17 protein-coding genes, 1 tRNA gene and 4 pseudogenes are annotated in these 22,834 nt (G+C 40.9%); 13 read left to right on the top strand and 9 right to left on the bottom strand.

Annotated features, from left to right (window positions below):
- Positions 1 to 647: pseudogene (locus CV014_RS21380) on the top strand (flotillin family protein); the annotation flags it as partial.
- A 177-nt stretch (positions 648 to 824) separates the two neighbouring features.
- On the opposite strand, the gene CV014_RS21375 reads toward CV014_RS21380, so the two are convergent.
- On the bottom strand, positions 825 to 1,424 hold the full coding sequence (locus CV014_RS21375; protein ID WP_236143871.1) for a pentapeptide repeat-containing protein: 600 nt from the start codon (positions 1,422 to 1,424) through the stop codon (positions 825 to 827).
- A gap of 16 nt (positions 1,425 to 1,440) precedes the next feature.
- Here CV014_RS21375 and CV014_RS21370 point away from each other — a divergent pair, with 16 nt between their 5' ends.
- The gene (locus CV014_RS21370) at positions 1,441 to 1,926 is read left to right on the top strand and encodes a YraN family protein (protein ID WP_236143870.1); all 486 of its coding nucleotides are present in this window, start codon (positions 1,441 to 1,443) and stop codon (positions 1,924 to 1,926) included.
- A gap of 171 nt (positions 1,927 to 2,097) precedes the next feature.
- Here CV014_RS21370 and CV014_RS21365 read toward each other — a convergent pair whose 3' ends face one another.
- Entirely contained in the window at positions 2,098 to 2,487 is a 390-nt protein-coding gene (locus tag CV014_RS21365) for a hypothetical protein (RefSeq protein WP_236143872.1), read from the bottom strand.
- Positions 2,488 to 2,806: 319 nt separating this feature from the next.
- Between CV014_RS21365 and queA the strand changes: the two genes are divergently transcribed.
- Positions 2,807 to 3,961: a tRNA preQ1(34) S-adenosylmethionine ribosyltransferase-isomerase QueA gene (queA, locus tag CV014_RS21360; protein ID WP_236143869.1), complete on the top strand. Its 1,155-nt coding sequence runs from the start codon at positions 2,807 to 2,809 to the stop codon at positions 3,959 to 3,961.
- Here queA and CV014_RS21355 read toward each other — a convergent pair.
- Complete coding sequence (locus CV014_RS21355; protein WP_236143868.1) at positions 3,895 to 4,197, bottom strand: hypothetical protein; 303 nt, start codon at positions 4,195 to 4,197, stop codon at positions 3,895 to 3,897. The two genes, queA and CV014_RS21355, sit on opposite strands and share 67 nt — an antisense overlap.
- Position 4,198: 1 nt before the next feature.
- On the opposite strand from CV014_RS21355, the gene CV014_RS21350 reads away from it, so the two are divergent.
- On the top strand, positions 4,199 to 5,380 hold the full coding sequence (locus CV014_RS21350) for a tetratricopeptide repeat protein (RefSeq protein ID WP_236143867.1): 1,182 nt from the start codon (positions 4,199 to 4,201) through the stop codon (positions 5,378 to 5,380).
- A 402-nt stretch (positions 5,381 to 5,782) separates the two neighbouring features.
- On the opposite strand, the gene CV014_RS21345 is transcribed toward CV014_RS21350, so the two are convergent.
- Entirely contained in the window at positions 5,783 to 6,478 is a 696-nt protein-coding gene (locus tag CV014_RS21345) for a potassium channel family protein (protein WP_236143866.1), read from the bottom strand.
- Positions 6,479 to 6,553: 75 nt separating this feature from the next.
- Entirely contained in the window at positions 6,554 to 7,888 is a 1,335-nt protein-coding gene (locus tag CV014_RS21340; RefSeq protein ID WP_236143865.1) for a TrkH family potassium uptake protein, read from the bottom strand.
- A 246-nt stretch (positions 7,889 to 8,134) separates the two neighbouring features.
- Here CV014_RS21340 and CV014_RS21335 point away from each other — a divergent pair, with 246 nt between their 5' ends.
- A complete protein-coding gene (locus CV014_RS21335) occupies positions 8,135 to 8,977 on the top strand; it encodes a methyltransferase domain-containing protein (RefSeq protein WP_236143864.1) in 843 nt (280 codons plus the stop codon).
- A 107-nt stretch (positions 8,978 to 9,084) separates the two neighbouring features.
- Here the strand turns inward: CV014_RS21335 and CV014_RS21330 are convergent, their stop codons facing one another.
- On the bottom strand, positions 9,085 to 9,453 hold the full coding sequence (locus CV014_RS21330; protein WP_236143863.1) for a cyclic nucleotide-binding domain-containing protein: 369 nt from the start codon (positions 9,451 to 9,453) through the stop codon (positions 9,085 to 9,087).
- 566 nt (positions 9,454 to 10,019) lie between these two features.
- Here CV014_RS21330 and CV014_RS21325 point away from each other — a divergent pair.
- Positions 10,020 to 10,250 (top strand): NifU family protein, encoded by a 231-nt coding sequence (locus tag CV014_RS21325; protein ID WP_103135570.1) that lies wholly within the window; start codon positions 10,020 to 10,022, stop codon positions 10,248 to 10,250.
- Between the two features lie 112 nt (positions 10,251 to 10,362).
- Positions 10,363 to 12,595 (top strand): annotated as a pseudogene (locus tag CV014_RS21320) (glycoside hydrolase).
- Positions 12,596 to 12,648: 53 nt separating this feature from the next.
- Here CV014_RS21320 and CV014_RS21315 read toward each other — a convergent pair.
- Both CV014_RS21315 and CV014_RS21310 read right to left on the bottom strand, forming a co-directional pair.
- Positions 12,649 to 13,368, bottom strand: a pseudogene (locus tag CV014_RS21315) (RtcB family protein); the annotation flags it as partial.
- A gap of 345 nt (positions 13,369 to 13,713) precedes the next feature.
- A pseudogene (locus tag CV014_RS21310) lies at positions 13,714 to 14,175 on the bottom strand (RtcB family protein); the annotation flags it as partial.
- A 202-nt stretch (positions 14,176 to 14,377) separates the two neighbouring features.
- On the opposite strand from CV014_RS21310, the gene CV014_RS21305 reads away from it, so the two are divergent.
- The 3 genes from CV014_RS21305 (at position 14,378) to CV014_RS21295 (ending at position 16,165) form a co-directional block, all read left to right on the top strand.
- Positions 14,378 to 15,280 (top strand): class I SAM-dependent methyltransferase, encoded by a 903-nt coding sequence (locus CV014_RS21305; protein ID WP_236143862.1) that lies wholly within the window; start codon positions 14,378 to 14,380, stop codon positions 15,278 to 15,280.
- Positions 15,277 to 16,005, top strand: a complete 729-nt coding sequence (locus CV014_RS21300) for an HAD family hydrolase (protein WP_236143861.1) — start codon at positions 15,277 to 15,279, stop codon at positions 16,003 to 16,005. Before CV014_RS21305 ends, CV014_RS21300 begins: the two co-directional genes overlap by 4 nt.
- An 87-nt stretch (positions 16,006 to 16,092) precedes the next feature.
- A tRNA-Ala gene (locus CV014_RS21295) sits at positions 16,093 to 16,165 on the top strand.
- Positions 16,166 to 17,428: 1,263 nt separating this feature from the next.
- On the opposite strand, the gene cas12k is transcribed toward CV014_RS21295, so the two are convergent.
- The gene (gene cas12k, locus CV014_RS21290) at positions 17,429 to 19,375 is read right to left on the bottom strand and encodes a type V CRISPR-associated protein Cas12k (protein WP_236143860.1); all 1,947 of its coding nucleotides are present in this window, start codon (positions 19,373 to 19,375) and stop codon (positions 17,429 to 17,431) included.
- 134 nt (positions 19,376 to 19,509) lie between these two features.
- Here cas12k and CV014_RS21285 point away from each other — a divergent pair, with 134 nt between their 5' ends.
- The 3 genes from CV014_RS21285 (at position 19,510) to CV014_RS21275 (ending at position 22,831) form a co-directional block, all read left to right on the top strand.
- A complete protein-coding gene (locus CV014_RS21285; RefSeq protein WP_236143859.1) occupies positions 19,510 to 19,761 on the top strand; it encodes a ribbon-helix-helix domain-containing protein in 252 nt (83 codons plus the stop codon).
- Between the two features lie 197 nt (positions 19,762 to 19,958).
- Positions 19,959 to 22,364 carry a type I restriction-modification system subunit M gene (locus CV014_RS21280; RefSeq protein WP_236143858.1) on the top strand — a complete coding sequence of 802 codons (2,406 nt, stop codon included), beginning with the start codon at positions 19,959 to 19,961 and terminating at the stop codon, positions 22,362 to 22,364.
- Positions 22,358 to 22,831, top strand: coding sequence for a hypothetical protein (locus CV014_RS21275; protein WP_236143857.1), 474 nt, complete (start codon positions 22,358 to 22,360; stop codon positions 22,829 to 22,831). The genes CV014_RS21280 and CV014_RS21275 overlap by 7 nt, the downstream gene beginning before the upstream one ends.
- The last annotated feature ends 3 nt before the right edge of the window (positions 22,832 to 22,834 follow it).

Here is a 22,834-nt window from a genome sequence, read left to right as displayed (position 1 = left end):
AATATATTAAAGCCGCTTTACGGGCTTATGACGTACAGGCAATTGATACCCTAATTGGAGATATTCAGCCACCCGCATCCTTAATGCAGACTCAAACAGACAGAAAGATTGCGGAAGAAGAACGCAAGACTTACGAAGTACAGCAAATGGCGCAAACCCAACGCCAACAACTGGTGCGGGAAACAGCCTTAGCTGATATTCAACAGGAAATGGTGAAATCTGAGCAAAGCGTTCACATCGCAGAACTCAAAGCTCAAGCGCATATTAAACAAGCGACTGGGGAAGCAGAGTCTACAAAACTCCGGGCGATGGCGGAAGCTGAAGGGATTCGCGCCACAGGTAACGCTAAAGCCGAAACCTACCGTACTGGTGTGGAAGCCTTGGGGACACAAGGTTATACAGCTATGCAACTGATGCAGATTATTGGCGATCGCAATGTCCGTTTAATCCCTGATATCTTAGTTGGTGGTAGCAACGGCAGCACCAACGGTTTAGTTGATGGTTTGCTGTCAATGATTCTATGGAATCAAACCAACAAAAATGGTGAAGTTACACCCACATACCCACAACCAGTGGTGACTCAAACCCCACCAACTAACGGAACTAGTCAATTTATCGTGGACTTACCGAAAGATAAATCGTTATGAACCTGAATGGGGAATAGGGGTTTCAAACAGTAAAAGGAGTTTGAGCATCTGTTAATTTTTTAAACACTTCGTTTTCTAGTAAGTAACCCCAGTTTTATTGAGAAAACTGGGGTTATTTATTGTTCAATATCAAATTTCAGGATAACGGCCGACTTTCAAACCTGTTCCCTAATTTACTTAAGGACAATACAAAGTATCTCTTGTATCACGCCCAGTAGTCGGGTTAGTCCCTTTAGCTACCTTACACAATTTTTTGACCTCATCTGGACGCAACAGCACATCAGTAAAATCTGCACCGTCAATAATTGCGCCATCAAATTTGGCGTTAGCAGCAAATGCTCCTTCTAAAATTGCATTTGTCAAGTTAGTTTTAATCAGACGAGCTGAATCTAGGGTGGCATTTGTTAAGTTTGCACCTTCCATATTTGCCGATTCTAAATTGGCTGCAAAGAAACTCACACCCTCTAAATTAGAGTTACTAAAGTTACTCTGACGCAGATTTGCTTTGGTAAAACTAGAGTCTGTTAAATCACGCCCGGAAAAATCAGCCTCAATTAAAATTTCTTTGTTGTACTCCAATGCGGAAGCTGGAAGGGAAAAACCGACAATTGTCGTCATTCCCACTACTCCCCACAGCAATAAACTGAGTATACTAGCCAAAATGCGCCGATATTTTTGACACCCTAATCCGTTGTAAGTACGGCATAAATTGGGTATAGAAGCTAATATGCGATCGGCTACACTGGGGCGTAGCCCATCATTTAACTTAGAATTCATAACTATATCTTAGCCAATGGTGAATCCTCCTTCATCACATTATCCCGATATCGGCGACATAGGAGAAGAACTTGTAACTCAATGGTTACAATCTACAGGCTGGTTAATTTTACAACGTCGCTTCTCTTGTCGTTGGGGAGAAATTGACATCATCGCTCAATATCCTGATACCACAGAGAATGAGCTAACATCGACACTAGCTTTTATAGAAGTAAAAACTCGTAGCGGTGGTAATTGGGATAACTGGGGCAAAAGTGCCATAAATTCTAAAAAACAAGCGAAAATAACTCGCACTGCGGGGTTATTTTTAGCTAAATATCCTGAAAAAGCAAATTATTCTTGTCGATTTGATGTAGCGATTGTCAGTTGTCAGCCAATATCACAAAAAAATCTTAATTTCTCTGCAACTCAAACAGCCTTAGCGATCTCATCAGTTGCAGGCTATCAATTCCAGTTACAAGAATATATTGCAGGTGCTTTCGATGTAATTGATGAAGCTTAAAGATTAAGTAGTTTTACTATAGGCTTTGGGAATCATCCTTAAATAAAGGTTAGTAATCCCAAATCCAAAATCTAAAATCGCTATGTTCGGTAATTGGTCATGAATGAAAATTCGCGCTCAACCAAAGACCAATTACCAAAAATTACGTAACGTCTTTAGATACATAGGGTGTTAAGCCAGAGTTTCTGGACAGTAACCCAATCCTCGAACAAACTGTTGTCGAAAAGCTTCAATTTCCTCTTTTTCAGGACTGCCATGAGAAACTATCGCTACCTGATAGCGACGCATCACATCTACAGGACATTGCCCAGCTTCTAAACTCCAAAGTGCCATTTGCACGCGCATTGGTGGTTCATAGGTAATTCCCAATTCATTGAGGAAAGCCCGAATATCACCATCGTCTTGCGGCGAAATTTGCTCTTTTAGTTTGATCCTAACCACCCAACCATCTATTTGATGAATTACGGTGACGAAAGCAACGGGGATTCTAGGTCTAGCGTGCAGGTGTTGAACAACTCTGAGAGTTAGGCTGGCATTTGCCAGATAATACAAGTATTCCATCATGGTGCTTTTGGATCAAAGCCAATCCTACATCTCTATCTTCTTTAATTCCCCCACTTTCCGGTAGGGTAAATGCCCCCGTTTTGGCATGGGGAGTTTTACCCAATTTTGATTTTGTTGTGTATCTGTCACTAATTCTTGTAGTCTAGGCAAGGGATTGGGGATTGGGGACTGGGGATTGGGGATTGGGTACTGGGGACTGGGTACTGGGGAGTAATCAATACCAATATCTGAAATTAAAGATTTTGTTCCCTTTTCCCTGTTCCCTAATGACTGATGACTAATGACTAATGACTAATGACTAGTTAATCACAATCAAATGTCTAATCAAGGAACAAACGATACAAATCAAGAGCCAAACTTAGATTCTTCATTAGCTGGGTATGATTATGAACTACCTCCAGAACTGATTGCACAAAATCCTGCTGTTCCCAGAGATAGTTCTCGGTTGTTAGTAATCAATTCTCAGACTACGGGTAGTACAACAGCACCATTACATCACATTTTTCGTGATTTACCAGACATCCTGCGCCCTGGTGATTTGTTAATCATGAATGATACTAAAGTCATTCCTGCTCGATTGTATGGGCGGAAGTCAACTGGTGCAGAAGTAGAAATTTTACTTTTAGAAGAACGTCAACATAACAGTTGGTTAGCTTTAGTCAAGCCTGGAAAACGCTTTAAAAAGGGCAGTAAAATATTTTTTACACCTAGTGAATTAGGTCTTGCGTCACTTCCCAATTCTCAACTCACAGCTACGGTTTTAGAAACTGACAAAGATACAGGGGGAAGATTACTAAAGTTTGATTTGCCTGAACATCAATCTTTGGTGCAGATTCTAGATAAATTTGGAGAAATTCCGCTTCCGCCTTATATTACAGCCTCCCAAGCCGCAGATGAGCAGTATCAAACAGTTTACGCCCAACAGCCAGGAGCGATCGCAGCTCCCACAGCTGGATTACACTTTACCCCAGAACTAATTGCCAAGTTAGGCGATCGCAATATTCACCAAGCTTTTATTACACTGCACGTAGGTGTGGGAACTTTTCGCCCTGTGGAAGTAGAAGATGTCACCAGCCACCAAATGCACGAAGAATGGATTGAAGTTCCCGCCGATACAGTAGAGAAAATCCGTACCACTAAACAAAACGGTGGTCGTATTATTGCTGTAGGTACAACAGTAGTTCGTGCTTTAGAAGGTGCCGCCGCCGCTTCTGCTGATTTACAACCCTTTTGTGGCAAGACAAACCTATTTATTTATCCTGGCTACCAATGGCAAGTCGTAGAAGGTTTAATTACAAACTTTCACTTACCCCGTTCTAGCCTATTAATGCTAGTGAGTGCGCTGATTGGCAGACAAAGATTATTAAGTATATACAAAGAAGCGATCGCCTCTCGATATCGCTTCTATTCCTTCGGCGATGCCATGTTGATTTTACCAGAAGCGAAAGGAGTGATGAGTGCTGAGTGCTGAGTGATGAGTGCTGAGTGATGAGTGCTGAGTGCTGAGTGCTGAGTGCTGTTAGCGGAGGTGCGGCGTTTAGTCGGTGCTGTGTAAAAATCCCAGTCCCCAGTCCCCAGTCCCCAGTCCCCAGTCCCCAATACCCAATCCCTCACCTTCACAAATTTTTCTTCGGTGATTTTTAATTTTTCATGTAGTGGTGGGTACTCTGACTTATAAGGATTTAAACCTTCGTACAGAGATTCCATTATGTATAAACGAAATCTTGTTAGGCAGTGGTTCTGCGGTTTGTCTCCCATACCTCGCGATCGCGCTTCTCGTTGGCAAAAACCATCACTCGGAATTCTCTGTGTTGCTTCTGCTGCTGTGATGTTAGTTGCACCGACAGTTGTGAATCTACCTGCATCTCAGGTAATGGCACAAATGCAAACGCCCATTTCTCAAGATTTAGAAGCTGCTATTGCTTATCAACAGGGAGTAACACGCTATAACCGTGGTGATTGGCCTGGTGCGGAATTTGCTTTCCGTCAAGCATTACGGCGAGATCCAAGTCTGGGGATGGCGAGAAATTATCTTGGTAATATATTTCTCATTCAAAATCGCTTGGATGTGGCAGTACAAGAGTACAGTGAGGCGATTAGAATTAACCCTAGTTTGGGGGAAGCTTACTATAATCTGGGGCTGACATTGCAGCGTCAAGGACAAAAAGAAGCTGCTATTACAGCTTATCGTCAAGCTTTGGTAGTAGAACCAACCAGGGCAGCAACACAGTATAATTTGGGTTTATTGCTTTACGAACAAGGGCAATTACCAGAAGCGATCGCCGCTTACGAACAAGCGATTAATTTTGATAGTAGCGATGCTAACACCTATCATAACTTGGCGATCGCTCTGCAAGAATCTGGCAAAATGGAGGAAGCGATCGCCGCTTATCAGCAAGTTTTGAAACTAGACCCCAAAAACAGTGCAGCTTACAGTAATTTGGGTAGTTTAATGGCACTCCAAGGTCAAACAGCTGAAGCGATCGCCGTTTATAACCAAGCTGTGCGCCAAGACCCCAAAAATGCCTCAGCTTATTATAACTTAGGTGTAACTTTATACAATCAAGGCGAACTCAAAAAAGCCAGTAGTGCATTAAAACGCGCCCATACTCAATACCGTGAACAAGGGAATCTTGAACAAGCACAAAAAGCTGAACAACTAATGCAGCAAGTGGAGCAAAAAATTGCCCAACAAAAACTCCAACAACAACAAGCATCTAGTCCTCAGCCATCAACAAACCCCGCCAACAACACCGCAGAATCTAATTCACAACAACCAAGTCAATCAGATAATTCTGGCGGTACACCAGTTTCATCAGAACAGCCTGTGTCTCAACCAGATCAACCTGCTGCTACACCAGATCAAGCTGGTGGTAACGGCAAAGTTTAAAGTTGATAAAGACTTGAAGTATCCGTTTCTACTGGTCTGTCGCATTAATCTTAAAGTTTGTAGTTGGGCTTTAGCTCTTAACTTAAGCGATAAATCTCAATTACGAACTCATCATATAGGACTCATATTTGATTTTTGAACAGATACGTAGATGCGTAGGGTGTGTTAGCGACAGCGCAACGCACCTACCACCAAGGCCTTTGGTGCGTTACGGCTTACGCCTAACACACCCTACATATACTTAGATTTTTTCAGAAATCAAATCGGATTCCTATATTAAATGAGACAGACCACTAATTACGAATTACGTTAGCGTAGCGGGACGTACCACTTTGTGGAAGCAAGCTACGCGTTAGCGTCTCGGAGAGAAGTCCATTACGAATTACGAATTAGGTTGAGATTTTAAATCGGTAAGCGATTGATATCTTTATTACAACCAATCACTACCATTGCTGAACCCCGTTCCAAACGCTTATAGGGATCAGGATTAATTTGAAATTTGCCATCATTACTCACAGCTAGCAAATTTAAACCATAGCGGTTACGTAGTTGGAGTTCAGCAATAGTCTTGCCGTGAAATTCATCAGGTACAATGACTTCGACAATACTGTTATCTGGGTCAAGGTCAAATCTATCTAAGATAGATGGTTTAGTGAGTGTCCTTGCTAAAGCACAACCAGCTTCATATTCAGGAAACACCACATGATCAGCACCGACACGTTTTAACAACTTGTGGTGAACTTCACTAGAAGCCTTAGCAATTACATGAGGTACACCACCTTCTTTGACATTTAAAGTGGTGATAATACTTTCTTGAACATAGTTACCAATCGCTACAATTACTGTGTCAAACTCAAAGATTCCCGCTTCCTTTAAAGCAGCAGCTTCGGTAGAATCTAACTGGAGAGCATGACCAACTATATCTTCTGTCAATGCTGCACAGACGCGTTTTTCATCAACATCTGTTGCTAACACTTGATAGCCTAATTTATGCAGTGTTGAACAAACAGAACGACCGAAACGACCTAAACCAATTACGGCGAATTGGTGGTTATCTCTACGTAAAGAGCGAAAAAAGCCTAACGATGAAAGATTCACAATGTAATCCTTATTATCAATCCCTGTATGAGTTATTAGTCAACATTTTTACCCCTCATTACCCCGTACCCTTAACTAACCCACAAGTAAATTTTCTTCGGGATAGTGAATTCTGGTAGGTTTAGGGTCTCCTAATATAGATGACATCAGCAGTAAAACGCCTACTCTACCTATATACATGGTGATAATTAAAATGATTTTAGCTGCTGGAGTAACACTACTGGTGATGCCTGTGGAAAGTCCAACGGTAGCAAATGCTGACATGACTTCAAACAAAATTTGAATAAAATCTAGTTCTGGATCTGTCAGAGCTATCAGAATCGTGGAGATAATTACTGTAGCGATCGAACCTACCAGTACGCCTACAGCTTTTAAAATTAGAGAAACTGCTATTTTGCGGTCATATAATAATACTTCTTCTTTTCCTTGCAAAATTGATTTAGTACAACTTGTTAATACTCTGACAGTTGTGGTTTTAATCCCACCACCTGTTCCCCCAGGACTAGCACCAATAAACATTAGGGCAATTGTAATAAATAGACCCGCAGTAGTCATTTTGCCGTTGTCTATAGTATTGAATCCAGCCGTTCTAGGGGTAACTGATTGAAACCAAGCTAGCATTAATTGGTCGCCAAAACTTTTATTCCCAAGAGTTTCAGGGTTTCTCATTTCTATAAATAAAAAGGCAATTGTCCCTAAAACCAAAAGTATTAAAGTTGTGCTAGTTGCGACTTTAAAGTCTAGAGAAAAAACTAAAGTTGCCTTTTTTTTAAGAAAGCGATCGCGCAACCAAATATAGGTTTCTAAAATGACCTGATAACCAATCCCGCCAAAGATAATTAAACCAGTAATTGTAAATACAACTATGGCAGATGACTGATAGCCAATGAGATTATCTTTAAACAAGCTAAAACCTGCATTATTCCAAGCATTAATACTATGGAAAATTGCCAACCACAGCCCTTGACTCCAGCCATACTCAGGCACAAATGCAATTAGAAGTAAGAATACCCCTGTAATTTCAAAAATCAATGTTGTGGCAATAATTGAGCGGATAACTTGCGTACTACCACTCATTCCCGGCCTATCTAGGGCTTGTTGAATGGCGATTTTTTGTCTTAAATCAAACTTGCGTCCAATTAATAAAATCAAAAAGGTAGTGGTTGTCATGTAACCCAAACCACCAATCTGTGCTAACAAGGCAATAAATAGCTGTCCCCAAAAAGAAAAATAGGTACCAGGATCAACTACCGATAAACCTGTAACACAAACTGCGGATGTTGAAGTAAATAATGCCACAATGGGATCATTCCAGCTACCACTGCTAGTGGAAAAAGGCATCATCAATAAAATAGCCCCGATGGTGATGACAGCCAGAAATCCTAAACAAATAGTGCGAGAAACTGTCATAAATAATTCAAAACATCCTACGTGCAATCTTGTATCTAAGTAACATAAAACACCATTGTTATTTTAAGTAATTTGGCAAGGATTATCGTATGAGAAGATACAACGAGTTAGTTAACTTTTCCTGAGATGGTTGATGAACTTTAATTTCCCAAAAAATGAAAACTTTCTTATTTAATTAAAAGCCCACATGGTAGCCTACGGATATATTTTTTTTCATTTCTGTTTTGTCTTAACACTGATTTATTCATGAGTGCAACACTTTACCAGCGAATTCAGCAATTTTACGATACCTCTTCTGGCCTGTGGGAGCAAATCTGGGGTGAACATATGCACCACGGCTATTACGGTGTAGATGGCAAGGCTAAAAAAGACCGCCGCCAAGCACAAATAGATTTGATTGAAGAATTGCTGAGTTGGGCAGGGGTAAAAACGGCAGAAAACATCTTAGATGTGGGCTGTGGGATTGGTGGTAGTTCTTTATACTTAGCAGCTAAGTTTAATGCTCAAGCTACAGGTATTACATTAAGTCCAGTACAAGCCGCTAGAGCTACAGAACGCGCTCAAGAAGCGAATTTGAGTGATAAAAGTCAGTTTTTAGTGGCAGATGCTCAAGCTATGCCCTTTGATGACAATACTTTTGACTTGGTGTGGTCACTGGAAAGTGGTGAACATATGCCCGATAAAACTAAGTTTATGCAAGAGTGCTACCGGGTGCTGAAACCAGGCGGGACATTAATTATGGTGACTTGGTGTCATCGTTCTACGGAGGAATTACCCCTATCAGCAGATGAGCAAAAACACTTAGAAGATATTTATCAAGTCTACTGTTTACCCTATGTGATTTCCTTACCAGAGTATGAAGCGATCGCGCGTCAACTACCATTAAATAACATCCGCACGGCTGACTGGTCACAAGCTGTTGCCCCTTTTTGGAATGTAGTGATTGATTCCGCCATCACTCCCCAAGCCATATTCGGTTTACTGCGTGCCGGCTGGACAACAATTCAAGGGGCATTATCACTAGGATTAATGCGTCGTGGCTATGAGCGTGGGTTAATTAAGTTCGGCTTATTGTGTGGAAATAAATGATGGGCATTGGGCATTGGGAATAGGGCATTGGGCATTGGGCATCGGGCATTGGCTTAAATCTCCCCTGCCCCCTGCCCCGATCCCAATATCCAGTCCCCAGTCTCAATTCATACCAAATGCTGCAAACGACTTAAACGCTCTGAATAATTTTTAATCACCATCAAGGCGAACATAGGTGTTTCTTGAACAGCAAAGAGAAATCTTTTTTCGTCTAAATAGACTAACGTACAATTTGTTTTGGCGATCGCAGTATAAGTTCTCTCTTTGACACCTACTAGTACGCCAGTACCAAAAACATCACCAGTGCTAATGGTTTCTACAACCTTACCATTGACTAGTATTTCTATCTCGCCCTCCGCAATGCCATACATATATTCTCCAGAGTCGCCCTGAGAGAAAATTACTTGACCTGCGGCAAAAACTTGAGGGTCATGTTGTTTTTGAAATATACCAACTGTAATTACAGGATTTGACATAGTACATCTACATAGTTGTTAATTGTCAGTGAAAATCTGCGACTAAGCACAAAAATCACAGAGTAAAGTATACTACTTTACTGAAAGTAGGGTAGACTCCGAAAATATTATTAAGCACTTACCCAAAAACGAATTTTTGCCAATTTGGCAACCATAATATCGCTAATACTGGTATTATTTATTTAGTGCAAGGGGTGTAGCAAAAGTAGCCCCGACCGTAAGGTTGGGGTGACTTCTGCAAAAACTCCAGAAATCGATTCATCGATAACCCCTCGTCTTAGCTAGACTAAGCACTTATTTTTAGAGTCAGCAGCGATCGCCTTCCACAATACCGCTACAAGAGCCACCTAAATTCAGAATTTACACCCCAAGACCACAACCATCCCCCACACAGCATAGTTAAGAATTCGCTAAACTCTGGATATAAAGACGATCTAGGCGCAATTGGATCTAGGATCGATTTAATAAGTCCAAAAGATAACACTTTGGAGCATAGGTTTGTAGTAGACTTTAGCACTACAACATAATCTCTTATCACCATTGTTAACTTATCTAGGTATCACACGATGGAATTAACAGTTGAAAACGTTGAAAAAGTTTTGGATGAAATGCGTCCTTATCTAATGTCTGATGGTGGCAATGTGGAACTTGTGGAACTCGACGGGCCTATTGTCAAACTGCGTCTGCAAGGTGCTTGCGGTTCTTGTCCTAGTTCTACCATGACATTGAGAATGGGTCTGGAACGTCGTCTGCGGGAAATGATTCCCGAAATTGCCGAGGTTGAGCAAATCCTCTAACGGCAAAAACTCAAGGGAAATGGGACTGTGTTTTGAACGAATTATGAATACGCAGTTGAAATCATTCATAATTTATCATTATTACCCAGTCCCAAATCCTTAATCGGTTCCCATGTCTCACCCACTTTATGTAGCCTTTATTTGGCATCAACATCAGCCGTTATACAAATCTCCCAACGACGGCGTTTCGGAGTCTTCAAGTCAGAAATACCGTCTGCCTTGGGTACGTCTGCATGGCACAAAAGATTATTTGGATTTGGTGTTAATTCTGGAAAAGTACCCTAAATTACATCAAACGGTGAATTTAGTACCGTCGTTAATCTTGCAACTAGAAGATTATATTGCTGGTACTGCCTTTGATCCTTACCTGACAGCCAGCTTAACACCAACAGAACAGCTAACTCAGGCACAACAAGAATTTATCGTTCAACACTTTTTCGATGCCAATCACCATACATTAATTGACCCTCATCCCCGCTACGCCCAGTTGTATTATCAAAGACAAGAACAGGGACAGGCTTGGTGTTTAGCTAATTGGGGATTGGCTGAATATGGTGATTTGCTGGCATGGCATAATTTATCATGGATAGACCCCTTATTTTGGGATGATCCAGAAATTGCAGCTTGGTTACAGCAAGGACGTAATTTTACGTTAAGCGATCGCCAGCGCATTTACTCTAAACAGCGCGACATCCTCAGCCGCATCATCCCTCAACACCGCAAGATGCAAGCCGCCGGGCAATTGGAAGTCACCACCACACCCTACACACACCCCATTCTGCCCCTACTGGCTGATACCAACTCTGGAAGAGTTGCAGTGTCAAATATGACTTTGCCAGAGTACCGCTTTCAGTGGAGTGAAGATATTCCCCGCCATTTACGTAAAGCTTGGGAGCTATACACAGATAGGTTTGGGCAAGAACCTAGAGGTTTATGGCCTTCCGAACAATCAGTCAGCCCCGAAATTTTGCCGTATATTATTAAACAAGGATTTAATTGGATTTGCTCAGATGAAGCTGTTCTCGGCTGGACACTGAGACACTTTTTTCATCGAGATGGGGCGGGTAATGTCAAAGAACCAGAATTGATGTACAAGCCTTACCGCCTGACAACTCCAGCAGGAGATTTAGCCATAGTTTTCCGTGATCATAGATTATCAGATTTAATTGGCTTTACCTATAGTGCAATGCCAGCTAAACAAGCGGCTGCTGACTTGGTGGGACATTTGCAGGCGATCGCTAAAATGCAAAGAGAACGTCCCAGCGAACAGCCTTGGTTAGTTACCATTGCCTTAGATGGTGAAAACTGTTGGGAATATTACCCCCAAGACGGTAAACCCTTTCTAGAAGCTTTATATCAGAGTTTAAGCAACGAACCCCACATCAAACTCGTTACCGTCTCCGAATTCATTGAAAAATTCCCCCCACAGCCACCATCCCAGGAGAACAACTGCATAGTGGTTCTTGGGTAGATGGTAGCTTTACCACTTGGATTGGCGACCCCGCCAAAAACCGCGCTTGGGACTACCTCACCCAAGCTAGAGAAATGCTAGCCAGTCACCCCGAAGCCACAGAAGAAAATAACCCTGAAGCGTGGGAAGCGTTATACGCATCTGAAGGTTCTGACTGGTTTTGGTGGTTCGGCGAAGGACATTCCTCCAATCAAGATGCCATCTTCGACCAACTATTTCGCGAACATCTATGCGGTATCTACAAAGCCTTAAATGAACCAATACCGCCCTATCTCAGACAACCAGTGGAAGTCCACGCCGCACAAGTTGACCACTCACCCCAAAGTTTTATTCATCCCATAATTGATGGTAGAGGTGATGAGCAAGACTGGAACAAAGCCGGACGCATAGAAATCGGTGGCGCAAGAGGCACAATGCACGTTAGCAGTGCTATTCAGCGTCTTTGGTATGGAGTTGATCACCTGAATTTTTACCTGCGCTTAGATTTTAAAAATGGTTCTGCACCAGGGAAGGACATACCCACAGAGTTGAATTTATTGTGGTTCTATCCAGATAGAACAATGCACAATAGCCCCATTCCTTTAGCAGAAGTACCAGATACAGCCCCCTCAATTACCTGTATCATCATCACTTAGAAATTAACTTACTCACCCAATCAGTACAATTTAGGGAAGCTGGAGAAAATTATCAATGGCATCCCCGCAGCAGTCGCGCTCAAGTTGCTATAGAATCTTGTTTAGAATTAGCAGTACCTTGGGCAGATTTACAAGTTCCTCCCGATTATCCTTTGCGCTTGGTTTTAGTCCTCGCTGATGAAGGATGCTACAAAAAATATTTACCGGAAAATGCTTTAATTCCGATTGCAGTACCTTAGTTTTTTTCTTCTTAAATTAATGAGGGCTTTAGCCCTCACTACAAACATGAAAATCAACCTTTCACACAAACAACTTGCTTGAGTGTGGCTACAACTTCTACCAAATCGGATTGATTTTTCATGACTTCATCTATCGGCTTATAAGCACCAGGAATTTCATCTAAAACATCCTTATCTTTGCGGCACTCTACACCCTTAGTTTGCTCAATTAAATCATCGAGGGTGTAGACATTTTTAGCTTTATTTCTCGACAATAAACGACCCGCACCATGAGAACAAGAACAGAAACTATGTGCATTTCCTTTACCTTTGACAATGAAAGATTTTGCTCCCATTGAACCAGGAATAATTCCATAGTCTTCTTTATCAGCACGCACCGCACCTTTACGAGTAACATACACATCTTCGCCAAAATGTACTTCTTTTTCAGCGTAATTATGATGACAATTTACCTGTAATAAAGGTTTAGTTGGCTTTCCTCCTGCTAGATGTTTCTCAATGATGCGTTGGAAACGTGCCATCATCACATCACGGTTGAAACGTGCATATTCTTGCGCCCATTGTAAATCATTCCAGTAGGCTTGGAATTCTGGTGTACCAGCTACAAAATAAGCCAAATCAGGGTCAGGTAAATTATTATCTGCCATCTTTGCTAATTCTTTCGCTGTATTGATATGACACTGGGCAAGATTATTGCCAATGTTCCGCGAACCGGAATGTAACATCAGCCAAACTTGGTTCTCTGTATCTAGGCAAACTTCAATGAAGTGATTCAATTTGTTACTGATTGCTTGCTTAATTTGTTAAGTCTCCATAGTCTGAGTTCGATACTATTTCGACTTCTACTAAGCACTCTTATTGACCGTTATTGTGAGATTCCATAGAATCACAATATCACACATGAAAGTCGCAATCGATCAAGTCATTTCTGCTTGATTCTATACCTTCCTCTTCGGTATAGTTCGGAGCACACCTTCATCCTAATTTATTCTAGGATGCCCAAGTCCCTCTGCTCTCTACGGGGCGTTTTACCGCTTCCCTCGGTATTCGCAATCTCAGCTTCCACCGATTTGGACGAGTTTTGATTACTGTATTACTACAGTAAGGGGCAATCTTTTACCCCCGCCTAGAGAACCAATTTGTTTCATTGCTTTAGTTTGTAAATCTTGCACACCACGGTGCAAGTCTTGAAACTCTCGCCAATGCTGCCAATTAGTGACAGTTTTTTCTATCTCTTTATTTTCATTAAAACCTGTGGGAATGGCCGCTTCAATATCGAGTCGAATTTTTTTGAGTTTTCCTTCTAATTTATCACCTGTAAATGGTGTTTTGATTGCACACATACCACAGCCAACATCTACGCCCACAGCAGCAGGAATAATGGCTTCTTTCGTAGCAATTACAGAACCAACTAAAGCACCTTTTCCTAAGTGAACATCAGGCATTAATGCTACGTGTTTAAATACAAAAGGTAGCGATGCCACATTCTTAGCCATCTTGGTTTCTTCTGTACCCAAAGGGTGATTTGCCCAAGATAAAACAGGTGCTGGCGTATTAATTTCTAACTCTTCGTAGGGCATTTTTTTCTAAAATATTAGGAATCAAAAGTGGAAGAGAATCAGCTAACAAGTTTAAGTTACAAAATTACCTGTATTACAAATGTAATGCGTAAGGATTTGAGTGTCAACAGCAATCATCACTAGTTAAGTCTGCCAAAAAATCCAGGCATTTGCTAAATACACTACAATTTGTAAAGACCATGAATCAGCCGAAATCAAACCTATGGAGACACGTCAGAACACCATTTGGGAAAGCTTTTTATCGCCCGTAGTCCGATTTTTAATTGATGAAGAAAAATTGCAGCGTTACGCCAAAAGTATCGACTGGGAGAAAGAAAGCGAGAAGTTCCGGTGTGATGATGTGACAACACCGGCGTACTACATCAACCAAAACTTTCACGGCATCAAAAAAGGATATCTAAATCCTGGTGCTGCTGTCAGTTATGATCCCATTACCGCCTACGTCATCCCACCGAATGAAACTTGGGTGCGTCAAGCTGTAATTGATGCAGTTAAAGTCAAACCCAGACGCATACTCGATTTAGGCTGTGGTACAGGTTCTACAACTTTGATGCTAAAACAAGCTTTTCCCCAAGCTGAAGTCATCGGTTTGGACTTATCACCCTATATGCTAGTAAGGGCGGAAGATAAAGCCAAAACTGCTGGTTTGGATATCAGCTGGCGACATGGAAACGCAGAACAAACTGGTTTTCCCGATACTTCCTTTGATTTAGTGACGGCTACTTTACTTTTCCACGAAACACCAGTTGTAGTTTCCCAAACTATTCTTCAAGAATGTTTTCGCATATTGGTTGCTGGTGGACAAGTATTAATTCTCGACGGGAATCAGAAAACCTTACGTCAGCTAGACTGGTTGAATAATGTGTTTGAAGAGCCTTACATTCGTGAATATGCGGCGGATAGTGTAGATGCGCGAATGGGTGCGGTGGGGTTTGAGGCGGTGCGAACAGAAGAAGTTTGGTGGATAAATCAATTAAGTAGTGGTGTTAAACCTTTGCCTGTCACAGATGCAACTAATCAAGCAAAGGTGAGACAATATAGACCTGCAATGGATAATAATAATTTGGAGGGTTTAGAGTCTCCAGCTTTTGGCATAACGGCATGAGTTTAAAGGCAATTCTGTTTGATTTCAATGGCGTAATCATTAACGATGAACGCATTCACCTAAAATTAATCGATGAAATTCTGGTTCAAGAAAATCTGCAACCCCAAAAAGTTAAAGAGCGTCAAGCTTCTTTAGGACGTAGCGATCGCGCTTGTTTTCAAGAATTGTTCGCCAATCGTGGTAGAGTCGTGAGCGAAGAATACTTAACTCAGCTACTTCGCCGCAAAGCTGAAGCCTATGTATTGGAACTAGAGAAACTGGAAAAATTACCCATATATCCAGGTGTGGAAGACTTAATTTATCAAGCGCGCTCTCAGCATCTCAAATTAGCTATAGTTAGTGGTGCGCTCCATCAAGAAATACAGCTAGTATTAGAGCGAGCTAAACTAGCAGAGTATTTCCCTGTGATTGTTGCTGGGGATGATATCACTACCAGTAAACCCCAACCAGATGGTTATTTACTTGCACTCACACGCCTAAATCAAGAGTATCTTGATTTAAATCTAAAACCTCAAGAATGTTTGGCAATTGAAGATACCCCCGCAGGTATTCAAGCAGCCAGACACGCACAGATGCAAGTATTAGGTGTAGCGAATACTTACCCGTTTCATATGCTTCAGCGTTGCTGTAACTGGACAGTAGATTATTTAACAGAATTAGAACTAGAACGAGTCCAACAAGTATTTTCCGGCAAAGAACCACAGCCCACCGCCAGTGAATGTTAGAATGTTCTCTAAAAGCAGAGCGTTGATGCAATTGCTGATACTTTGATTAACTCAGCACGCGCAACTCAGCACTCAGCAATACTTTCAGGGGAATTAGCTCAGTTGGTAGAGCGCTGCGATCGCACCGCAGAGGTCAGGGATTCGAGTTCCCTATTCTCCATATGTACATTAAATTATTATTGTCAGTTTTAAAGAATTATTGTCCAGTTTTACAGGGTTGAACGACATAAGTTACGTATTTCCTTGGCTTTCAGCCATCGATCCAGTTTGAAAGAATTATTGTTCAGAGTTGAAACCAGTTTTAAAGAATTATTGTCCAAAATTACTAGGAAAATTATTAAGAAATATGGACTCTAATTAAAAATGTCACAAAGTCCTACATTAACATTGTTAGTCGAGAATATTTTTATAAGACTGGTGCGTTAAATCGTGCGATCGCAACGCTCCTTTCAAACCACCCTAATCAATAATTATACGATATAAAAAGGTAAAACTTAGCTCATACACAACTAAGTAACGGGACGTAAAAATTTTTGAGTAGTCAAAAAGCCTCAATCCTATAGAGCGTCAGCAAATAAGCTAGTAAGTTTATTAATCCACCGCCCACTGTGAGGGTTGTTGAAACATTCGGTACTTCTACCTCTTCGCCATCAATTACGGCACTTTCAACCCACCGCCCACTGTGAGGGTTGTTGAAACGCCCTTCACAGTTTTAATGTTGCGGTTGGCGTACACCCTTTCAACCCACCGCCCACTGTGAGGGTTGTTGAAACCCTGACTTGTCAAACGCTTATCCTCACCGTTTTCCACAGGAAATTTTGGCAAGTCTACTTAAAAGCATATTTTCTATCGCCAATAAATAAACTTTGATTCGCCTGGAGAATCATAAAATTCAGTCAAGATAAGAGTTTTAGCAATTTGGCGTATCCCTGGGGATTTTGCCCCCACTTTGACTTGCCAAAAATAAAAATTAGGGGGTGGAAGTTCGGTAGCCACCGTGACGGTATACCCGTACCCTTACTTTGTTATAAACTAAGAGGTATAAGTTCCTCGTACAACCAAAACCAAAGATTCTAGTCATACAGGCCGCTCTGTCACCCAACACCAAGCTAAAAGAGTCTGATGTCAAGAGCTAAGGTTCTGGGCTGTTTGAAACCCTAACACCTCATACTTCCCATGCGTCTCGGTGCGAGTCCTTTCTCATCTAACAGCAGCATTTGCTTACCCAAACAACTACTGCTAACAAACACTTAGATGAACGCATAGGTAGAGTTGGCAGCTACCAGGGCCAGAAAGAATACGCTGGTCAAAGCGTTAAACTAACCCATTCTGACAGTATCTAATCAAAGGGGTTGATACTGTAGCATCTTAATATGATGGCACCGATTTATTACACTTGATAATACAATATTTAGGTAGAAATTTATCTACCAACAGTATTAATTCTGCTTTGGTAAGTAAACAAGACTAAATCTCTGGCTTTCTCTTCCAGAGTGCCATAAGATGGCTGTACACCAAACTCAACACTGATTTTCAATTCGGCAGCTTTTGACTTTATAGATTGTTGAAGCCTTCTGTAGCTCCAATTGTGTATCTGGCGATTATATTCCTTGACATATAATTTTTGTGCATTGACATCACCGGGAAATTTGGTTTCTGCTTTTGCTCGAATTACACTGGTACGATTTTCCCTAATGCCTTGTAACCCAGGTAAGACAATGCTATCAGCCTGATATTCCTTAGCGACTTCCACGATTCTTTTTGCCAGTAATTTATCAACATATTCCCCTAGCTGTGACTCTCCTAGATGACATGGGGAATCTTTTTTCTGAGCTTTTTCCCTCTCCTTACGCAAATGCACTTGTTGTCTTCGTCTACGGCTTAATAGTGAAAAAGCATTGCCCAGTAACTGTTTGAGCGTTTTACATATCAGTATTTGTTGGTTAGTTACATCAACTACAGAAAGCGTTACTAACTCAACCGGATGAAAACTAACTCCAACAATTATGTTAGATTGACCTCGATAAATTGGCTTACTAGGACGAGTAAATGAATTATTAAGACGAGACAATGAAGCTATATTTTTACTGAGCTTCTTCTGTTCTTTGCTATCAATATCTTCATTGTTTCCTACTTTATCTACTTGTTTTTGAGCTTTCTTAGTTTTTTCCTGTCTTACTTCCTCTGTACCCTCTGCTGTCCATAAACGAGCATCATACGTACAATGTAGGGTTAGTTTATTTACTTTCCAGGGTTGACCTTTACCTTCCCCTTGTTGCCATAATAACTGTGCAGAACGTAGTGTAACCAAGCTACCAGAGAGTTTTTCTTCTCCCTTTTCACTTTCCTTAACAGCTTTGTAGTCTTCTAAAAAACGTTCAAAAAAATGAAGTTGGCGTTTATCACAACAAATTTTAAAATGATATTTAGACCAACCATTGAAGTAAACATAAATGTTTCCATTATCATCTTTATACCAACTTAAATCTCCATATAAATAATCTATAGGATAAGGTAATGATGCTTTTTTACTTAAAAAACAATTTATCCACTCTGAATATTCATTATTGTCTTTTGGAACTTGATTTATGAGATTATCAAATGCTTGATTATATATTTCTCCAGTTATATCTCTACCATGAGGTAATCTACTATTCTGTATCTGTTTGTTTAAGCGTTTAATCTCTACTTCTTTTTCTGTGCGCCGCGTTTGAAGCTCTGTGATATCTTCTTCTATCTCAGTAACATCATTCTGATTCTTTATCAGGTAGGTTACTGCACATCGCGTTAGAATATCCTGTGTTTCCCTATGAATTTCATACAAAATCTTAGTTACGCTTTTCGGAATGTTGTTATTGACGTTTACTTGAGATACTGAATTTTGGCTTTGTCTCAACAATTCTTCTGCTTGTCTCAGTATTTCTTGTGCTTTGCAACGTATTGTCTGTAAATCACAATTACTTTCTTCTACAAGTTCAACATCACTTTTAAGTATATTGTTGAGAAAGTATTCTTTACCTTCTTTCTGCTTCTGCCGTTTTTGGTATAGTTGAAGCCATGAGGAATAAACCTCTGTTACCAAAGAGTCTGCTGATGTGCGGAGACGACCTGACTGGTATTTCAAATCAGAATCTTCTATTAAAATTTTACGTAAATTAGTGATTTCCTTTTTAGTTATTGTGCCATTTTCTTTATAGGTTTCAAATTCTGGTTGCTCACTTACACATTTCAATAATTTAACAATTAGGGGCGTATTTTTTTGAGTCATTTCTTCCCATACTTTACGAAGTACATCTTCTGTAGCACATAAATCACAGCTTATAGTTCTTAAAATTGGGGTGGTATAAATTTTTTCAGTAGTGTGGCTCATAGTAACAACAAATCCATAGAATTAAATGTTTTTTATTTGTGCAATTAAAGTTAACTGGTGATTGACCTCCGCCAAGGCAAATTTTTGAACATGGAATTAATGTGTAGGAATGTTTTTAATCTATCACATGAACATTGCCACACATTGTTAAACATTATTTAGCCTTGTTACAAGGTTGTAAGGTTATGATGGATCGGCGACAAATCCTTTTAAAATTGATGAGCCAGAGCGATCGCGTACAAACTTCGATATACTTTCCCAAAGATATTCATGAGGCTTTGGTGAGATGGGCGCAGGAAGAAGACCGTCCCATCAGTAATCTTGTAGTGCGAATTGTTAGTAAAGCTGTTGAGGAGCGGGAGAAGCAACAAAACTCGCCGCACTAAAAGATACCTGTCGCAGATAGGACAATTTGCGAATTCCTGATATACGATATATCCTCAGCCACTACATGAGAAAAGTCTTGATGCGTGGTATGTTATTGATTCTTTGCACGATGTAAAAACTTCAAGGCAAAGTGTCAGACGGACTTAAGAACCTCTGGCAGAGTTGAGCAGGGGATATCTGTTGCAGGCTACACGAAATGGCGATTAAGAAAAGTGAACTTTATAGTTCGTTATGGAAAAGCTGTGATGAATTGCGGGGTGGTATGGATGCCTCGCAATATAAGGATTATGTACTGGTATTATTGTTTGTTAAATATGTATCTGATAAATATGCTGGTGTGGTAGATGCCCTGATTGAAGTGCCTAAAGGTGGAAGCTTTCAAGATATTGTTGCCCTGAAAGGACAGAAAAATATCGGGGAAGGTATTAACAAAATTATCGCCAACTTAGCTGAGGCTAATGATTTAAAGGGTGTTATTGATGTAGCTGATTTCAATAATACCGACAAGTTGGGCAAGGGACAGGAAATGCAGGACAGGCTTTCCAACTTAGTACGTATTTTTGAGAACCCAGCACTGAATTTTAGTAAAAATCGCGCTGATGGTGATGATATTCTAGGCGATGCCTATGAGTACCTGATGCGGAACTTTGCCACACAATCAGGTAAAAGTAAGGGACAATTTTATACTCCGGCGGAAGTCTCCCGTGTAATCTCTAAGGTTATAGGTATTAATTTAGCCAAAAGCTCAAATGATACGATTTACGACCCTACCTGTGGTAGTGGTTCTCTGTTGATAAAGGCGGCCGATGAGACAGATGTAAAAATAAGCATCTACGGCCAAGAAATGGACAACGCTACCCGCGCCTTGGCTCGGATGAACATGATTCTCCACGGACATGATACGGCCGAGATTTGGCAAGACAATACTTTATCAAGTCCTTACTTTAAAGAAGCGGATGGTAGTCTCAAAATTTTTGATTTTGCTGTGGCTAATCCTCCCTTTTCTTCCAAAGCTTGGAGTAACGGAATTGACCCGATAAAGGACAAATTTGAACGCTTTAAAGAATATGGCATTCCTCCGGCTAAAAATGGGGACTATGCTTTTTTACTGCACATGGTTCGCTCTCTCAAAAGCAACGGTAAAGGAGCAATCATTCTGCCGCATGGGGTGCTGTTTCGGGGGAATGCAGAGGCGGACATTCGGAAAAATCTGATTAGCAGGGGCATAATCAAGGGGATTATTGGGCTACCGCCGAACCTGTTTTATGGCACGGGGATTCCTGCCTGCATTATTGTTTTAGACAAGGAAGATGCTGAAAATCGCCAAGGCATTTTTATGATAGATGCCAGCAAGGGGTTTGTTAAAGACGGCAATAAAAACCGTCTGCGAGAGCAGGATATTCATAAAATTGTTGATGTCTTCAACAAACAGCTTGAGGTGGCGAAATATTCGCGGATGGTGTCGCTTCAGGAAATTGAGGCGAATGAGTATAACCTGAATATTCCCCGTTATATCGACTCTCAGGAAGAGGAAGATATTCAGGATATTGAGGCGCATCTGTTGGGGGGGATACCCAAGCCAGATATTGAAGCTTTGAGTGATTACTGGCAAGTTTACCCGACGCTGCAACAGGATTTATTTGCAGTGACGGATAGGCCAGGTTACTTGATGCTGAAAATTCCAGCTTCGGAGGTAAAATCTTGTATTTTTGCCCATCCTGAATTTATCAGCTATGGGGAAGAAATCCGCGCAGTGTTTGAAACATGGCAAGCGAAACACACACCTTTGCTGAAAGCCATCCAGGTGGGCGATAAGCCCAAGGCTATTATTCACTCACTTTCGGAAGATTTGCTGCAAGCGTTTGCGAGTAAAAGCTTGATTGATAAATATGATGTCTATCAGCACCTAATGACTTATTGGGTGGAGACGATGAAAGATGATGTTTATCTTTTGGTAGAAGATGGCTGGAAGGCGCAACTGACAGCAGTGACGAATAAAAAAGGTCATATTACAGATTATGTCTGCGAACTGATTCCGAAGGAGTTGATGATTAACCGCTATTTTCCAGCAGAACAGGCAGCAATTGAAACTTTGGAAACGAAAAAAGATGACATTGTTCGCCAGATGGAGGAATTGCAAGAAGAACATGGCGGTGAGGATGGTTTGCTGGAGGAAGTCACTAATGACAGTGGGAAAATTACTAAAGCGAATGTGAATGAACGCATTAAGAAAATTAAAAATGATGCAACTTTTGCGGATGAATTGAAGGTGTTAAAGGCTTATTTAAAGCTGATTGAGCAAGAGGCAGATATTAGTAAACAAATTAAAGTAGCGACTGAATTTTTGAATAATTATGTGTTAACAAAATACGGGGATTTAACAGAGGATGAGATTAAAACCCTGGTGGTAGATGACAAGTGGTTGGCGACGTTGAGACAGGCGATAAATTCGGAAATGGAGAGGATTTCGCAACGGTTAACACAGAGAATTAAGGAATTGGCAGAACGATATGATACACCTTTACCGCAGTTGACGAGTAGGGTGGATGAGTTGACAAGTCGGGTTGAGGGACATTTGCAGAGGATGGGTTTAGTGTGGTAACGGATCAACAGAGAGAAAACTATAAAATTTATCTTGATGTTTGTTGTCTAAATCGTCCTTTTGACGACTGGACACAAGAGCGAATCCGTTTAGAAGGAGAAGCTATTCTTAGCATTATGGAGCGCATTCGTACTGGAGAATGGCAGCTTGTTACTAGCGAAGCCATCAGCGTGGAGTTAGAGAGAATGCGTAATCTCGACAAATTGGAGAATATCTTAAAATTATTAGAATTTGCTGTGATTAGTATCAACATAGATGAAGAGGTGGATTTTCGCTCGCAGCAATTGGAAGGATTAGGTTTTGGTCTTTATGATTCTTTTCATATTGCTTGTGCAGAAGTCGCTCAGGCAGATATTTTACTTTCTACTGATGACCGATTACTGAAGAACTCACTACGGCATCAAGGTTTGTTAAAAGTGTCTGTAGATAATCCTGTAACTTGGTTGATGAAAACTTTTTTGAATTAGGAG

It is taken from the genome of Nostoc sp. CMAA1605, from assembly GCF_021596505.1.
GTDB lineage: Bacteria > Cyanobacteriota > Cyanobacteriia > Cyanobacteriales > Nostocaceae > Trichormus.
The sequence above is the reverse complement of the archived record's forward strand: the minus strand, read 5'-3'. Positions and strand labels throughout refer to the sequence as shown.

Coding starts and splice junctions, on each gene's coding strand:
- CV014_RS21375 (WP_236143871.1), bottom strand. CDS start 1,424: ATGAATTCTAAGTTAAATGATGGGCTACGCCCCAGTGTAGCCGATCGC.
- CV014_RS21370 (WP_236143870.1), top strand. CDS start 1,441: ATGGTGAATCCTCCTTCATCACATTATCCCGATATCGGCGACATAGGA.
- CV014_RS21365 (WP_236143872.1), bottom strand. CDS start 2,487: ATGGAATACTTGTATTATCTGGCAAATGCCAGCCTAACTCTCAGAGTT.
- queA (WP_236143869.1), top strand. CDS start 2,807: ATGTCTAATCAAGGAACAAACGATACAAATCAAGAGCCAAACTTAGAT.
- CV014_RS21355 (WP_236143868.1), bottom strand. CDS start 4,197: ATGGAATCTCTGTACGAAGGTTTAAATCCTTATAAGTCAGAGTACCCA.
- CV014_RS21350 (WP_236143867.1), top strand. CDS start 4,199: ATGTATAAACGAAATCTTGTTAGGCAGTGGTTCTGCGGTTTGTCTCCC.
- CV014_RS21340 (WP_236143865.1), bottom strand. CDS start 7,888: ATGACAGTTTCTCGCACTATTTGTTTAGGATTTCTGGCTGTCATCACC.
- CV014_RS21335 (WP_236143864.1), top strand. CDS start 8,135: ATGAGTGCAACACTTTACCAGCGAATTCAGCAATTTTACGATACCTCT.
- CV014_RS21330 (WP_236143863.1), bottom strand. CDS start 9,453: ATGTCAAATCCTGTAATTACAGTTGGTATATTTCAAAAACAACATGAC.
- CV014_RS21325 (WP_103135570.1), top strand. CDS start 10,020: ATGGAATTAACAGTTGAAAACGTTGAAAAAGTTTTGGATGAAATGCGT.
- CV014_RS21305 (WP_236143862.1), top strand. CDS start 14,378: ATGGAGACACGTCAGAACACCATTTGGGAAAGCTTTTTATCGCCCGTA.
- CV014_RS21300 (WP_236143861.1), top strand. CDS start 15,277: ATGAGTTTAAAGGCAATTCTGTTTGATTTCAATGGCGTAATCATTAAC.
- cas12k (WP_236143860.1), bottom strand. CDS start 19,375: ATGAGCCACACTACTGAAAAAATTTATACCACCCCAATTTTAAGAACT.
- CV014_RS21280 (WP_236143858.1), top strand. CDS start 19,959: ATGGCGATTAAGAAAAGTGAACTTTATAGTTCGTTATGGAAAAGCTGT.